The 16076-nt window shown below is 36.8% G+C and carries 17 protein-coding genes and 1 pseudogene; 10 read left to right on the top strand and 8 right to left on the bottom strand.

Annotated elements, in window-relative coordinates:
- A pseudogene (locus tag BI291_RS18440) lies at positions 1-263 on the bottom strand (hypothetical protein); the annotation flags it as partial.
- A gap of 115 nt (positions 264-378) precedes the next feature.
- Here BI291_RS18440 and rsmD point away from each other — a divergent pair.
- Both rsmD and BI291_RS13040 read left to right on the top strand, forming a co-directional pair.
- Positions 379-969 (top strand): 16S rRNA (guanine(966)-N(2))-methyltransferase RsmD, encoded by a 591-nt coding sequence (rsmD, locus tag BI291_RS13045; RefSeq protein ID WP_074499213.1) that lies wholly within the window; start codon positions 379-381, stop codon positions 967-969.
- Positions 970-1033: 64 nt separating this feature from the next.
- Positions 1034-1561 (top strand): hypothetical protein, encoded by a 528-nt coding sequence (locus tag BI291_RS13040; protein WP_074499212.1) that lies wholly within the window; start codon positions 1034-1036, stop codon positions 1559-1561.
- Here BI291_RS13040 and BI291_RS13035 read toward each other — a convergent pair.
- From BI291_RS13035 to BI291_RS13025, 3 genes are all read right to left on the bottom strand, one after another.
- A complete protein-coding gene (locus BI291_RS13035; protein ID WP_074499211.1) occupies positions 1558-2145 on the bottom strand; it encodes a YjaG family protein in 588 nt (195 codons plus the stop codon). The two genes, BI291_RS13040 and BI291_RS13035, sit on opposite strands and share 4 nt — an antisense overlap.
- Positions 2146-2206: 61 nt before the next feature.
- On the bottom strand, positions 2207-3271 hold the full coding sequence (locus BI291_RS13030; protein WP_074499210.1) for a hypothetical protein: 1065 nt from the start codon (positions 3269-3271) through the stop codon (positions 2207-2209).
- 111 nt (positions 3272-3382) lie between these two features.
- Positions 3383-4144, bottom strand: coding sequence for a SapC family protein (locus BI291_RS13025; RefSeq protein ID WP_074499209.1), 762 nt, complete (start codon positions 4142-4144; stop codon positions 3383-3385).
- Positions 4145-4343: 199 nt separating this feature from the next.
- Here BI291_RS13025 and BI291_RS13020 point away from each other — a divergent pair, with 199 nt between their 5' ends.
- A complete protein-coding gene (locus BI291_RS13020) occupies positions 4344-4703 on the top strand; it encodes a hypothetical protein (protein WP_074499208.1) in 360 nt (119 codons plus the stop codon).
- Between the two features lie 32 nt (positions 4704-4735).
- Here BI291_RS13020 and BI291_RS13015 read toward each other — a convergent pair whose 3' ends face one another.
- The 4 genes from BI291_RS13015 to BI291_RS13000 all read right to left on the bottom strand — a co-directional run bounded on the left by BI291_RS13015 (position 4736) and on the right by BI291_RS13000 (position 9169).
- Complete coding sequence (locus tag BI291_RS13015) at positions 4736-5470, bottom strand: helix-turn-helix domain-containing protein (RefSeq protein WP_074499207.1); 735 nt, start codon at positions 5468-5470, stop codon at positions 4736-4738.
- Positions 5471-5674: 204 nt separating this feature from the next.
- Positions 5675-7309 carry a glucose-6-phosphate isomerase gene (gene pgi / locus BI291_RS13010; RefSeq protein WP_074499206.1) on the bottom strand — a complete coding sequence of 545 codons (1635 nt, stop codon included), beginning with the start codon at positions 7307-7309 and terminating at the stop codon, positions 5675-5677.
- A gap of 368 nt (positions 7310-7677) precedes the next feature.
- A complete protein-coding gene (locus tag BI291_RS13005; protein ID WP_074499205.1) occupies positions 7678-8466 on the bottom strand; it encodes an ABC transporter substrate-binding protein in 789 nt (262 codons plus the stop codon).
- Between the two features lie 283 nt (positions 8467-8749).
- A complete protein-coding gene (locus BI291_RS13000; protein ID WP_074499204.1) occupies positions 8750-9169 on the bottom strand; it encodes a chemotaxis protein CheW in 420 nt (139 codons plus the stop codon).
- Positions 9170-9389: 220 nt separating this feature from the next.
- Here BI291_RS13000 and ectA point away from each other — a divergent pair, with 220 nt between their 5' ends.
- From ectA to BI291_RS12965, 7 genes are all read left to right on the top strand, one after another.
- Positions 9390-9893 (top strand): diaminobutyrate acetyltransferase, encoded by a 504-nt coding sequence (gene ectA / locus BI291_RS12995; RefSeq protein WP_083602053.1) that lies wholly within the window; start codon positions 9390-9392, stop codon positions 9891-9893.
- A gap of 9 nt (positions 9894-9902) precedes the next feature.
- On the top strand, positions 9903-11192 hold the full coding sequence (ectB, locus tag BI291_RS12990; RefSeq protein ID WP_074499202.1) for a diaminobutyrate--2-oxoglutarate transaminase: 1290 nt from the start codon (positions 9903-9905) through the stop codon (positions 11190-11192).
- Positions 11193-11226: 34 nt separating this feature from the next.
- Positions 11227-11625 carry an ectoine synthase gene (locus BI291_RS12985; protein WP_074499201.1) on the top strand — a complete coding sequence of 133 codons (399 nt, stop codon included), beginning with the start codon at positions 11227-11229 and terminating at the stop codon, positions 11623-11625.
- Between the two features lie 357 nt (positions 11626-11982).
- Positions 11983-13416, top strand: a complete 1434-nt coding sequence (locus BI291_RS12980) for an aspartate kinase (protein ID WP_074499200.1) — start codon at positions 11983-11985, stop codon at positions 13414-13416.
- A gap of 22 nt (positions 13417-13438) precedes the next feature.
- A complete protein-coding gene (locus BI291_RS12975; RefSeq protein WP_074499199.1) occupies positions 13439-14860 on the top strand; it encodes a sodium/proline symporter in 1422 nt (473 codons plus the stop codon).
- A 5-nt stretch (positions 14861-14865) separates the two neighbouring features.
- Positions 14866-15135, top strand: a complete 270-nt coding sequence (locus BI291_RS12970) for a hypothetical protein (RefSeq protein ID WP_074499198.1) — start codon at positions 14866-14868, stop codon at positions 15133-15135.
- 112 nt (positions 15136-15247) lie between these two features.
- Entirely contained in the window at positions 15248-15985 is a 738-nt protein-coding gene (locus BI291_RS12965) for an ABC transporter substrate-binding protein (protein WP_254849580.1), read from the top strand.
- Positions 15986-16076: the final 91 nt, after the last annotated feature.

The following is a 16076-nucleotide window of genomic DNA, read 5'->3' as shown; positions in this document are numbered from 1 at the left end:
TCTGGCTCTGGCTCTGGCTCTGGCTCTGGCTCTGGCTCTGGCTCTGGCTCTGGCTCTGGCTCTGGCTCTGGCTCTGGCTCTGGCTCTGGCTCTGCAAGGTTTTGTTCGATTGGTGCTGTTGGCAAGTCTTTTTCTTGAGTTTCTGCCACATTTTCAACTTCAGAGCTTTGCTGTTCTTCGTTTACTTGCTCTTCTTCAGACGTTGGTTTTTCCGCTTTACTGCCGAAACCTAACCAAGAAAACATACCTTTTTTTTCTGACATTTCGTAACTTCTTTCTATTAAAAGCGAACAACAGGTGTTATTGCGTGTTAAACAAGGATAAAATTGCAGCTAGTTTAACACCTTAATTGCCGACAAAAAACAAAAGCTTGATCTGATGCGACCGACCAAACAAAAAACAACGCCGAAGAAAAATTCTCTCGGCAGTATACGTATTATTGCAGGTAAACATCGTGGCAGAAAACTTCCCGTTATTAATGCAGATGGTTTAAGACCAACAACCGATAGAGTTAAAGAAACGGTATTTAATTGGTTAATGCCATACATGAATGACAGCAAGTGTTTAGATTGTTTTTCTGGGGCTGGCAGTCTAGGTTTTGAAGCAATATCTCGTGGAGCAACCCGAGTAGATATGCTTGAATTAAACAAACATGCAGCTACGCAATTAACAAAAAACAAAGCGTTATTAGTTGCTGATAATTGTCATATTCATCATGTTGATTCGCTCAGCTTTCTTGCTCAACCAGTCACTGAAACGTTCAACATTATTTTTATTGATCCACCTTTTCGTCAGCAATTGCTACCAAAAGTCATTATGCTTTTGCAAAAAGGCTGGTTAGCCCCCGATGCACTTATCTATGTTGAACAAGAACTCGATAATACTACAATGACTATTCCTGAAGATTGGCAACTTGTGAAAGAAAAAATTGCAGGGCAAGTAAAGTATCAATTATTTCAGCAGGTATGATAGCCAGCTTTGATCTTATTCTTTACTGAACACGTAATATCACGCATGTTCATTAATGGAGTATATGATGTCTAGAATTGTAAGTGTTTTATTGGTTGTAATGTTGACGGCATGTTCATCAACTTATCCTAATAGGAATGTTTCTGACCTTAAGTTTCCTAACATAACAGGTGAAAGCTTGTTAGAAGAAACTGTTAAATTGCCCGAAGCGATTTATCAAAAGAAAACCATATTGTTATTAGGATATAAACAAGACAGTCAGTTTGATATTGATCGCTGGTTGATCGGTTTAGATATGACCAATACTACAATTGATGTGATAGAAGTACCAACAATACAAGGTATGTTTCCTCGTATGTTTAGCACTCAAATTAACAATGGTATGCGAAAAGGCATACCCAAAATTATGTGGGCTGGAGTTATTACCGTTTACCGTGATGGCGATAAACTGCAACAGTTTACCGGTAACACGAACCCGAACAATGCCAGGGTGATGCTTTTAGACAAAACAGGTGTTATCCGGTATTTTTACGATCAAGGGTTTTCTGTAGATGCGTTAAATGCTTTGCGAAAATCGGTAAAGAGCCACTAAGCGATTTCCATTCCTAAATTAGATAATCCTTGACCAAGCGCCATGTCTTTTATCGCTTTAATTGTTTGTATGTTTTCTGGCGATTGTTGCAATAAATCAAACATGGCATTTTGCATTTCTTGTTCCCATTTCATAAGCGGGTCTTGATTAATTAACAGTGGATCTACATCTTCTATTTCGCTATTTTCTTCTAAGATAAGCAGTTCAACATAGGCAGATACACTGTTATGCGAAAGACGCGATATCTGATTAATTAGCTCAATATCATTATCTTGAATATATTGCAGTAAAGCATTTAGCGCCATACAAGCATCTAATGCGGGAAATACACCAAAAAAACTAAACTGCTCAGGATCAGGTATCTCTGCTTCTAACTTTTCGAGTTGCACCTCACAGTTAATATTTACTTTTTGCTTTTTATCGAGCCGTTGCCAAACCAAATTTAGTTGATTACGTAAGACTCTATAATCACCAACATCTGTCGCTTCACTAAACATTTTATAGTTAGGCAGCATACGCTCAAGTAATGCTGCGCTAAACGTTATTTGTTGCCATACAGATAGTTTATTTATCGGAAGTCGCATTTAAAACAAGTCACTTTTAATTATCATTATGCAAAGTATACTGGTTACGAAAAGATGTTCCTTATTTTTTTGCTAATTCTTTTTGTGCATATTCAAATCGTAACCGGTACTCGGTTACTTGTTGTTCAAAGTCATTAATTGTTTCTGTTAACGTTGCTGTTAATGCTTGATTTTCATCTCGCAGAGACTTAATCGTTTCGCGCGCTTTAGCGTATTCGCTTTCCTGTTGGTATTTTTTAGCTTGTTGGCCATCAAATTTTTGCTGACATTCAACAAGAGACTGTTTCAATTGTTCAGTATTTTCTTGCGAATCAATTAACTGTGTTTCAATGGCTTTAATATCTGATATAAGTTGTTGCGATCGAGCTTCCGCTTTGAGTACCTGTTCGCGTAATTGCTGGTTTTCTTTTTTTTGTGTCGATATAAATACTTGCTGTTCGGTAGTTTCTTCGGATAATACCTGATATTTTTTTTCTAACGTTCGTAATTGATTAGTTTGCTGTTTGTTTTGTTGTTTGAGGGCTGTTAATTCTTGCTCAAAAGCGCGTTCTTTTTCAAGATAACGCATTTGATGCTTTTCTCGTTCGCGATGAATCTGATCAATTTTTTGTTGCTGACTTTCCTGCACTTGCTCTGCATCCGCTTGGTAGTGCTCAAATTCAGCGGTGACTTCATTTAATTGACTATTCAACTGAGTAATTTGTTGGTTTTGTACATCTAAGGTAGCAGTTTTAGCTTGCGCTGTTTTTTGGAGGTTAGCCGTTATTGATTGCTGTTCTTCAAGTTGACGATTTAGCACTTGGCATTGCTGCTCTAACGCTAAACTATGTTCATCATTTTCAGCAGAAGTAATTTGATGTTCTAATATATTAAGCTGTTGTTGGTGCTGTTGCTTTAATTGGGTAATTCGTTGTTGTGCTTGTTCGTTATGTTCACTTACTTGTGCAAGTTTATTTTCAAGCTCAGTGACATACGGTAAAGAAGATAGTTGCTCAGCAGTTAATGAATCAACCTGCGATTGCGAAGTAATAACCGACACTCGCTGCTTTATTTGCTTCGAAATATCATTTGCAAGCGTTTGGATTTGTTGATCTACTTCGCTCGATTTATCAAGTTTTTCTTCCATGCACATTCCTAGTGTTCTCACGCCACTTTAAAATTAGCACAGCAGTTAACAATAAAAAAGGGAGCAAATGCTCCCTTATACGATTGGTATCAGTCAAGATAAATAAGAGAGTTACTTTTCTTCAGCTTTCTTTACGTTGTACTGAATATTCGCAACTTTCTGCGCATTTCCGCTTGCGTTACGTAATTGTGCTAAACGATTTACCTGTCCAGAAGAAGCTAACATTGAGTGGATCGGCATGAAAATACCTGTTTTGTATAACTCAAGAATCTTTTCATCTGATAAGCCTTGTAGTTTCTCTTCGTTAATGCCGTATAAACCAACAAGCTTTTTGTTTTGACCGTCAGAGAACGATACGTTTAACTCAAGCTCTTGAAGTAAATCATTTTCTGTTAGCACCTTTAAAAAGTTTTGGCTCGTCATTTCGTTTTCGTATAAACGACCTAACTGATCATGAATGTTTTTGAAAAAGTCAGTTTCTTCGCCTTTGTCATCAAACAAAGCATTGTCTTTATCTTCGCCAACAAACGGGCTGTCTAAATCGACACACGCTGTTAATGTATTTTCTTTTTCAGGATCTAAACCTAAAGAAAAAGGCACTAATGAAATCGCTTGAGGAATATAAATTGCCTGCCACTTTTCACCTTCAAGGTATAAATTTTCACCTGACTCTAGACCTAACATTACCACACTGCGATATTGACCTGACTCTGGATCTTTAATGAATACGATAGGGTAACTTGTTGAAGCTTGTGCAAACTCACGAACATTAATTGGGGCGATATGTTGATCAGCAAATTGTCTTAAGTCACGTTGAGTAGCAACTTTTACATTTTGATGTTGCTCTTTTTTTACTGCTACGATATTTGTCATGTTTATTCCACTCTAAGCTTTGATTCACTGCGGTTAATTATTTATAGATAAGTCGCAGAATTTCTAATAGTGAAGTAGTTATATAGACACCTTTCTTGGCTTTCAATGGCTAAACCGGAAAAATATAGTATTATTAACAGTAATATCGTCAATATTTGAATGTTTTTTCTATTTATTTCTCTATAACTTGTTAAGAATAATGAACTTTATTTCCTTTTCAGTACAAAGTAATTTACCCACTAAAAAAAATTATCTTTTTTTAAGTCTTTTGCTATGTCTTGCGTTATTTACGATAACGGCATCAGCAAAGTCGAATATCAAGCCTATTTTCGGTTATAGCTTAAAAGGCTTTCCAAGAATGCAGATAAAGAATGAATCTAATCAAGAGCTAGCATGTTGGGTGGCAATAGATGGGTTTAAAAAGAAATTTCGCTTGCCGCAATTCACCACCTCTCAATGGATAACGGTTTACGACAAGCGTTATAATTATCAAAATTTTAGTACTTGGTGCGATAATATTAAACATCACCCTGAATATCGTAAATACAACCGCGGTTAATACATTACGTAACCAGAGTTCGGGGTAACAACTTACTTTCTAGTAGTTGTTTGCCTTATTACTGCGTTAAATTTAAAAACGTAAAACATATACAAACCGCCAAAGGATAAACTCGCCATTCCTATCACCAGAAAAATGCTTGGCCATGGACTTCGTCGCTCACGTTCAGACATTAAAGAAAAATAGCGCCTATCTTCTCCGTAAGCCTGTACGAAACCCTCACCTCTATAACGATCTGACATCACTAATAATTCATTAATACGACTTTTATTTTTTGCGATACGTTCTATTCTATGTTCGCGCGTTTCATTAATAGAATGTAGAGAGCCAGGAGTATAATGGCTGTTAAGTTCATGAGGTTTTATAAGCCCCATCGATTTATATTGAAACACCGTTTGAGAGAATATACCTGAAGAGTTTGAAAGGAATGTAAACGCTAAGCCTAGTACAATTGCAAAGGCAGCTTTAATGTAGCCAGTGCGCATTTTATGTCGCGCCTTTTCATGTCTACGACCAAGTTCCTCGGCTACCTCAGGCAAATGACCTAATTGAGATTGCACATAATCATTATCGAGTGAAGCGATTAAAGCCATCACGTCTGTTTCGAACGCCGAAGCTATTTTATGCAATATCTCAAATGAAGGTGAACCCTTATCATTCTCTAACTTTGAAAGGTATGACTGCTCAATACCTGCTCTATCAGCCAGTTCTGGTTGTGTTAAGTTTGCTTGTTGTCGAAGTTGTTTTATTTTTTTACCTAATTTCATCTTAATTCCTTTACGCTATAAACTCTTATTATTAACGTTAAGTGTTGATCATTAATAACTAACACTCGCGCTGCTCAAGCAAGATTCTTTAGTATCATATCAGGAATAAAAAGATGAATATTGAGGCATAATGAAGAATATTAGCGGAGATAAAAAAATCGACGCCTTTAACAGCGTCGATTTTTAAAATTTATTACAGCAAGGTTAACTATTTCTTTCACGGAAAAGCTGTATTAACGCATTCGTTGAACCATCCATCGTTAAGGGCTCATCATGATCAGAAAGCTTTGAAAGCACTTGGTTTCCAAGAGCTTTTCCAAGCTCTACACCCCATTGGTCAAATGAATTGATTTGCCAAATAACCCCTTGAACAAAGACTTTATGTTCATAAAGTGCTATTAAGCTACCTAACGTTTTTGGATCTAGCTTATCAAAAAGTAAGGTATTACTCGGTTTGTTGCCTTTCATCACCTTATGACTGGCAAGGTTTTGGATTTCATCAGTGCTACATTTAGCTTTTTTCATCGCCGCTGTCACTTGAGCTTCTGATTGCCCTTCCATTAGCGCCTGTGCTTGCCCAAAACAATTTGATGCCAGCATGTCATGATGATTTTCCACATCGTGATGCGGATATAATGGCAACATGAAATCTACCGGAATAGGTGTCTTACTTTGGTGGATAAGTTGATGAAATGAATGCTGGCCGTTAGTGCCTTCACTGCCCCAAATAATAGGGCCGGTATCATAGTCTAGTTCTTGGTTATTGATTGAAACAGATTTACCGTTACTCTCCATATCAAGTTGCTGTACGTAAGCAGGTAAACCACGTAAGTAATGGTAATATGGTAATAATACTTGAGATTGTGCACCATGGAAATTACGATACCAAATACCGAGCAAGCCCATAATTACCGGAAGGTTTTCTTCTAATGGCGCAGTTGTGAAATGCTGATCCATTTCAAAAGCACCCTGTAAAAATTCTCGATAGTTTTCATACCCAATGGCTAAAGCTAACGGTAAACCAATAGCCGACCACACCGAATAACGACCACCAACCCAATCCCACATCGGAAAAATGTTGTCAGAGTCAATGCCAAAATTTTCAGCCGCTTCTATATTTGTAGAAACACAAGCAAAGTTATATTGCACATCAGATTGTGTGGCTGTAGATAAAAACCATTCTTTTGCTGACTCAGTATTTCTCAGAGTTTCCTGTGTCGTCAATGTTTTTGAAGAGGTGATTACCATGGTTGTTTCAGGATCAAGCTTTGCTAATACATCTTGTAAGTGGCAACCGTCCACATTTGCGACAAAGTGTACGTTTATGTGCTTTTGACGATAAGGCTTAAGTGCTTCCGACATTATCTTAGGGCCTAAAAAAGAACCACCAATACCAATACTAACAATATCGGTGAACGCCTTACCTGAATAACCCTTTTTGCTACCACTGGATACAGCATCAACAAACGTTTTAACTTTTTCTAATGCTGCATGCACTTGTGGCATGACATCTTGATTATCAACGGTAACACTTTTCCCTGAAAAATTTCTTAACGCTGTATGTAGTACGGCTCTGTTTTCCGTTAAGTTAATTGGTTCACCTGAAAACATTCTTTTGCGATAATCTTCTAATTCAGCATTTTTCGCTAAGTCAATCAGCAAACCCATCGTTTGTTCAGTGATTTGATTTTTTGAATAATCTAGCGTTAGTCCAGCAGCTGTCGCAGAAAACTTTGTGAACCTTTTATCGTCAGCTATAAACAAATCACGCATATGTGTTGATTTAATTTCTTGAAAATGCGATTTAAGCGCTTGCCATTGTGGTGAACTTGTTAACATAACTAACTCCTATATGATCCTCTTCCAGCTCAAGTTTAAGCAAATATACATATCTGACGGTGGTTATTTACTCAGCATGATCTAAACATGAAAAAAAACACCATTTAACTGGTGAATTAACGCGATTATAACACCATGAAGCGGATACAAGCTAGAAAACAAGATAATTTTGTAGTTTTTTTACATCATTTTTGAATATTTATCCGCTTTACTGATTCATTTTAAAAACGAATTAAAACCCACAGTAATAATGTTGATAGCAAAAAAGTTCTTTCTATCGATAGGGCAATTAACAAAATGTATTTTGATGATTGAAGATCATGAACTTACTATAGCTAGCTTAATAATTCACTCATTTAAAGTGCTAACTAAAAGCTTAAAATATCCTCCTCAATTGAATACATGTTAGGATACAAAAGCGCTAATTTTGCATACCAGCGCTCGCTAATTTCACGTAATTTTCCACTCTGCTTTAAGTGATAAAATGCTTGAGTAACGTTTGCTGCTACTTCAGGTGAAGTACGTTTAGACATGAGCAAGTACACATCAGATTGATGAACAGTAAAAATAGATTTAAATTCGTTTTCTATGTTAAGTTGACGGCAAATATAACTGAGTCCTTGCTGTTCATAGATAATAATTGGCAACCTTTTCTTAGCAAGCAGACGAACATTTTGAGCTGGGTAAGTTACTGAATACAAGTTATTAAAGCCACGATTAATTAACCACTCTTCACGTACATCACCGCGAACAACACCAATGTTATTTATTTGCTTTAAATCCTGAAGCGAATTTATTTCAAGGGTATTATCAACAGTCGTAAAAGCCTGCCACTTCTTGGTTAACACTTTACCTATCCAGTGAAAGCTATGCTCTCTAAACGCAGTGCGTGAAAAGCTAAACAATAAAATATTCTCATTGTTTTTGGCTATATTTATTACACGAGCTTCTGGCGATATTTGTATATTGGTAGATATATTCAATTCATCTAGCAATGCTTTAACTATATCAACAACATAACCTTCAGCTTGACCATTATCAGCAAGATAACTTGCAGGGGGTTCGTCTACTCCTATAACACGCATTGATTCACTTTGACCATATGCATTGCCAATAAAGAGATATACACTAAGAAAAAAATAGATTAATCGTTCCATCGACATCCAACATTAACACTAACTTTAGTTAACTGTAGCAAATTTTGAATGTTTTGCTGTATTAAATAGAACAATTGTTATTTAACCTGAGCTCGGGATAAGAAGTTAGCTAATCAACTGAAACGATAAGCTTTTTATTTATCACACTGTTGCTAGTACGGAGTTTTTTCTTAGTGCAAGGCAAATTTGTGCGTCAATAACGTGTCTATTGCAAATAAATTTAACGCAATAATAAGGAGAAACAATTGCTAGAAAGCAAGTTGTTATCCCGAGATCAGGTTATTTAATTATGTATCTCAATGACATTACTAAAATCAGATACTATATATAACTTACCTGATTTATTAAGCGTACCTTTTATATACTCACTGCTAATTTCCGTGCTCGTTGTATCAATTTCTAGTTGTTCTGCACTAATAATTTCCCCGACAAAATCAACTGCAACACCGACTAGCTGATCTTCGCTTTCCACTAAAATAATGCGGCTTTCGCACCCTTCATTTTCCTCATCAACGTGTAACATCCTGCGACTAGAATTGATTGAAACAATACTACCGCGGATATTTTGTATGCCTAAGGTAATATCTAATGCTCCTGGCACAGGTGTAGGTACATCATAAGGCAGAATTTCTTTAATTTTTGATACCGGATGTAAATATTGTTCCGAAGCTACTTCAAAACTTATCCATTGACTTTCGTTCAACTTATCCTCCCAAAATTCGTTATTAACACATTAGTTTACATTACATTCATTACATATATTTAGATGTCTAACTGTTTTATGATACATGTTTAGACTAAAAACTTTAATATAAGAGGGTTACATAAATAAAATAACCTTAGTATACTAAACATTGTAATTGACTATATCTTTTAATGTTCTCAATTTTAGTTAGTTATAAAACTAAATAAGCGTGGTTATTTTGAACATAAGTGAAAAATTAGTACTAGAAACTCCCAAGCTGATTGATGGGATAGAAATCAACGAACTGATCAGCAATAGTCCGCCTTTGGACACCAATTCGTTGTACTGCAACTTTTTGCAGTGTGGTCACTTTGCCAATACATCTATCGTTGCAAAACTAGATGGGAATGTCGTTGGCTTTATTTCTGGATATATCGTGCCAGAAAGACCAGAAACCTTGTTTATCTGGCAAGTAGCAATAGATAAGCAGGCACGAGGGCTAGGTCTGGCAACACGTATGCTGTTGGCCATTTTATCAAGACCCGTAAACGCTAATATCTCCTTCGTAGAAACAACAATAACGCCTGACAATCAAGCCTCATGGTCATTATTTAGAGGTTTAGCCAAGAAGTTATCTTGTGAACTAACACATGATATTTGGTTAGATAAACAAACACACTTTCGTGGTGAGCATGAATCTGAGTCGCTCCTACGAATTGGCCCTTTTAATGTAAGTGAATAAAAAACTATTATGAAAATATTTAATGAAATTGAATCAGAAGTACAATGTTATGCCCGTTCATTCCCTAGAGTTTTTAACCGAGCCAAAGGCGAATTTATGTGGGATGAAGACGGCAACAAATATTTAGACTTTTTAGCTGGCGCAGGAACACTTAACTACGGACACAACAATGATAAATTTAAGCCAGCACTCCTTGAGTACATTGAAAATGATGGCATCACGCATGGTTTAGATATGCACACACGTGCTAAGGGTGAGTTTCTAGAAACCTTTAACGAATTAATTCTCAAACCTCGTGATTTACAGTACATAGTGCAATTTACCGGTCCAACCGGTACAAACGCTGTTGAAGCAGCAATTAAAATTGCTCGTAATGTAACAGGCAAACATAACATTGTTAGTTTTACTAACGGTTTTCATGGTGTAAGTTTGGGAGCTCTTGCCGCAACAGGTAATTCCCATCATCGAGGTGGCGCCGGCGTTAGCTTAAATGGCGTGCACCGTATGCCATTTGACGGTTACTTAGGTGATAACATAGACACCACCGAATACCTAGACAAAGTGTTATGTGACTCAAGCAGTGGTATTGACTCTGTTGCTGCAGTATTAGTAGAAACCGTACAAGGTGAAGGTGGTGTCAATGCTGCAAGTATTGATTGGCTTAAAAAGCTTCAAGCAGTGTGTAAGAAGCACGAAATCTTACTCATAGTAGATGATATTCAAGCAGGTTGTGGTAGAACTGGCGACTTTTTCAGTTTTGAAAGTGCTGGTTTATCTCCAGACATCGTCACGTTATCAAAATCATTAGGTGGCTATGGTTTACCATTTGCCGTTGTACTGATGAAGCCAGAATTAGACCAATGGAAGCCAGGTGAGCATAACGGTACGTTTAGAGGTAATAACTTAGCGTTCGTTACCGCAAAAGCTGCCTTAGAACACTACTGGGCAGATTCTCATTTTTCAGATGAAATTAAGCGCAAAAGTGACTATATCACTGAGCGATTAAATAGCATTGTGGAAACGTACGGTGAAGGCAACTTCACTGCGAAAGGCCGAGGCATGTTCCAAGGCATTAATTGTGTTGATGGCGACATCGCTGGACGAATTACAAAACTTGCCTTTCAAAAAGGCTTGTTAATTGAAACGAGCGGCGCAGAAGATCATGTTATTAAGTTATTTTGTCCATTAATCATTAGTGATGAAAACTTAAAACAAGGTATTGATATCATCGAAGAGTCAGTCAAAGAAATCTGTGCAAAAGTCGATGACATGCCAGAAGCATTGTTGTACTTCGCTTAATAATACTTATTGAATAAAAATTATAGGAAAATTAATGATTGTACGTAATTTATCAAAAGCCAACGAATCAAACCGTCGTATCGTATCACCAGATGGTAACTGGGAAAGTACACGACTTCTTTTAAAAGAAGACAATATGGGTTTTTCTTTCCATATTACCACCATTTATGAAGGTTCAGATTTTCTATTGCATTACCAAAAGCACTTAGAATCTGTGTATTGTATTTCTGGTGAAGGTGAAATTGAGTCATTGGAAGATGGCAGTAAACACTCAATAACACCTGGCACAATTTATATTCTAGATAAGCATGACAAACATATGCTTAGAGCCTTCAAAGAAATACAATTTGCTTGCGTATTTAACCCACCGTTAAACGGCAAAGAAGTTCATAACTCTGAAGGTTCATACGAATTAGAAGCTGAGACAATTTAGTTTAATATGGTCAAATACTGAAACCCAATATGCGGTTGTTTGAATAATCGCATATTTCATTTTCAGCATTTCATAGCAAGAACGGAAGTCATCAAAACGTTAAATCATTACCGATTTATTTTGCTTGAAATATTGATTATTGAAACGGGTTTCTTCATTTGCCAAAGAGAAATAAAACCTAGATCAATTGATGACTTGCTGATCAAGTTTTTATTTTTCAGCCTGAAACATGGAATGCGTATTATGCTATATAAAACAATACGCGCGATAACTTAAACAACTTTCAGGCGGATTATATTAAGGCGACTCACCTAATAACGTTACTTAACATTTAACATTAACGTAATTGAGATTAACATGCATACAGTTGAAAAAATCGGCGGAACGTCGATGAGTGACTACAAGTCAGTAAGAGATAATATTTTCTTAAATCCAAATCTTTCAACACCTTATAATCGTATTTTTGTCGTATCTGCATACGCAGGCGTAACTAATAAGCTTTTAGAACACAAAAAAAGTGCTCAGCCAGGCGTATATTCATTGTTTGCCGACAGTATGGTCGATTCAAACTGGCAAGAACACTTTAAGCAATTGTCTGTCAGCCTTCAAAAGATTAATGAAGATTTATTTACTGATCCAGAGCAATTGATTAGCGCGAACAATTTTATTGAAGAACGCTTAGAAGACGCACGCAATTGCTTGTTAAACTTACAAAAGCTTTGTCAACACGGGCACTTTTCATTAACCTCGCATTTAGAAACCGTTAAAGAAATGTTGGCAAGTATTGGTGAAGCACATAGTGCGTGGAATACCGCCTTACTACTTAAAAATAGTGGTATCAATGCCTGCTTTGTCGATTTAACAGGTTGGCGTTCTGCTTCACATATTTCTTTAGATGAACGTGTTAACCTTGCCTTTAAAGATATCGACTTAGCGAGCTGTTTGCCTATTACTACCGGTTATGCACACAGTGAAACAGGCTTGATGTCAACGTTTGATCGAGGTTATAGCGAGATGACATTTAGTCGAATCGCAGTACTTACTAATGCCACCGAAGCAATCATCCATAAAGAATTCCATTTAAGTAGTGCTGATCCAAATTTAGTTGGCGAAGAATCTGCAGTTCCTATTGGTAGAACCAATTATGATGTTGCCGATCAACTGGCTAATTTAGGTATGGAAGCAATACATCCAAAAGCAGCAAAAGGCTTACGTCAAAGTCAAATTCCTTTACGGGTTAAAAATACCTTTGAGCCTAAGCATTTAGGTACTTTAATTACCGGTAGCTATGTCAGTAAATCACCGTGTGTTGAAATTATTGCCGGCTGCAAAGGTATATATGCCTTAGAAGTATTTGACCAAGCTATGGCTGGAAATATTCATAATTATGATCCGGTTATTTTAAAGACAATACAGCGTTTTAAAGGCTACATTGTATCAAAAGACGTCAATGCCAATACTATCACGCATTACTTAAAAGCAAGTTTAAAAACAATTAAGCGAATATGTGAAGCCATTCAAGATGACTTCCCTGAAGCTGAAATAAATCAGAAAAAAGTGGCTATTATTTCTGCCATCGGTAGTGATATGCAAATACCTGGCTTACTCTCAAAAGCAGTAAATGCTTTAGCAAAACAACAAATTAGTGTACTGTCAATTCATCAAGCCATGCGCCAAGTGGATATTCAATTCTTCATTGAAGAAGATGATTACGACGATGCAGTAAGAGCATTGCATGCTGAATTAATTGAAGTACATGATCACGGAGATGCTATTTGTTTAGCCTCGTAAGTACAGTATTTAAGGTAAAATAATGACTTTATCATTTATTTGTTTTCTTACATTGTTTGCCTTAATAGGCCTATCTTCTGCCTTTCAAAGCAAAGGAAATAAATCAGACTACTACCTGGCAAGTGAATCTGTATCGCCTTGGTTAGTGGGTTTATCTGCCGTAGCAACTAATAACAGCGGTTATATGTTTATTGGTGTTATTGGTTACACCTATGTTACAGGTCTTGCTTCTATTTGGTTAATGGCAGGCTGGATATTCGGCGATTTCCTTGCCTCTCTCTATGTCCATAAACAATTAAAAAAAGCGACTGCAAATACCAAAGAAGTTTCGTTTGCGGGGGTATTAAGTAATTGGCACGGTAAATCTGGCAACGGATTACAACGCATAATAGGGCTAATCTCACTCGCTTTTTTAATAACTTACGCTGCAGCTCAATTGCTCGCAGGAAGTAAAGCGTTACACGTGCTTCTAGACTGGCCTCTATGGTATGGTGCAGTGATTGGCGCAGTATTAGTCTGCTTATATTGCTTTTTTGGCGGTATTAGAGCCTCTATTTGGACCGATGCAGCACAATCAATTGTAATGATAGTGGCAATGTCAATTTTACTTGTTACTGCTGTAAACAGTGTGGGTGGCCTCGATCAGGCATATACTAGCTTGGCGACTATCGATGGTTACATGGATTGGACCCCTGAAAAGTTACTACTTCCTGGGGTATTTGGTCTGGCATTGTTTATTATCAGCTGGATATTCGCCGGCCTTTCGGTAATAGGTCAGCCCCACGTGATGGTGCGGTTTATGACTTTAAACAATGCTGATAATATGTTTAAAGCCAAGCTCTGGTATTATTTATGGTTTACGAGCTTTTATTGCATGGCAACAGCCGTTGGTATGTTATCTAGACTCTTTATTGCTGACACTGGCAGTTTCGATGCAGAACTCGCTTTGCCTACCCTTGCACAACATTTATTACCGGAAGTATTAGTAGGGTTAATTCTAGCCGGTATTTTTGCGGCAACTATGTCAACAACAGACTCTTTAGTGTTAAGTTGCTCTTCGGCAGTAACCCATGATATATCGTCAAAAAAGATAGAAAAAACATGGGTGTTAAAAGCAACAACGACGTTAGTCACTTTTATCGCCTTGCTATTAGCACTAACCAGTAAACAAAGTGTTTTTAATATGGTTATCATGGCATGGTCAGGTTTAGCGAGCGCCTTTGCTCCGCTTTTAATAACCCAAAGCTTAGGTGGAAAGCCCAATCAATTGTTAAGTATTATCGCAATTTTTGTAGGTTTTGCTGTAGCGTTACTGTGGCGAATGGCAGGATTGACCGAATTCATCTACGAAGGTTTGCCAGGTATTATCACAGGTTTGTTAATATTTTATATTGGACTTTCTCACTTTAAACTTCGCTTACCCACTCAACAACGGAATGTATAGTAGTTGTGTTTTTTCTTGAAGATGAATTAGCAGAAAAAATTGTAAACAAGTCAGCAGTTAATGTTGATAAAGACACTTTATCTGCACTGAAAAAAGCGAGTTATAACGAGTTAACTCGCTTAATTTATCAAACCCCCCCTTTATTAACGCTTGTTAATACTGCTACTCAAGAAATTCAACAAGAAACACAAGAAAATAACGACACAGAAAATATGGTAAACACCTTAGGAAGACCCGCCCTATTAAAATTAGCACGTTTCGCCTTACGTAAATAATACTGGTACTAAAAAATGACTGATTACACGCTCTTAATGCTTCAATAGTTGCAATATGCGATTTCTAGGTTAATAATTATCTTCTATCAATGACCTATTTTCCGACTGATTGGTGGTTATTATTCAACGCTTTGCAACTATCTGCACACTATTAATCTTACTTTTTTCATCTTCAACTTCTTACGCTAATGCAAAAAAAACAATCTCTATTGCCGTAAACCTTGGAGCGCCGTGGGCATATTATGATCAGAAAAAAGGTATCACTGGTATTGATGTGAAAATAATTGATCGCGTTTTTACCGAACTGGGTTACCAAACTGAATTTCATTTATTGGCATACAATCGCCTTATGGGACAGTTTAACCATGGCAAATATGATATGGCGAGCCCCGCCGCCTTCACATTTAAAAGTGGCACACTTACCGATACTTATTTACCTTTTGAAGACGTAGCAATTTCGTTAACGAAGCAGAGCTTAAAAATCAACAAAATTGATGACTTAATAGGTAAAAGAGTTATTGCCTATCAGCATGCTAAATCTGTTTTAGGTAATGAATTTACGCACATAGTTGAGCAAACTAGTTATGAAGAAATGGGTCTTCGAGAGGTACAGATTAAACTGCTGGTGAATAACAGAGTAGATGTCGTCATTGGTGAGCGAAGAGTACTCCAATTCCTTATGAATAAGCTTTTCCCTAACGAACACATCACCATTCACCAGATATTCCCGGTAGTTAATTATGGGAGTGTAATTAGAGAGTCAGAGTTAGCTAAAAAATTTAATCAAGAGCTCAGAAAACTCAAAAAATCAGGTGAATATGATGAAATACTGAAGTCATGGAAAGACTAAATTAACAGGCTTAATGTTAACAAAACCTTCCGTTAATGCTCTCTTGTTGATTAATTTTGAAATAGTTAACTGATTAAACCGTTCTTAATAT

Source organism: Thalassotalea sp. PP2-459 (assembly GCF_001913705.1).
Classification (GTDB): domain Bacteria; phylum Pseudomonadota; class Gammaproteobacteria; order Enterobacterales; family Alteromonadaceae; genus Thalassotalea_C; species Thalassotalea_C hakodatensis.
Note: the sequence above shows the minus strand (reverse complement) of the source record. Positions and strands in the feature narration are given on the sequence as shown.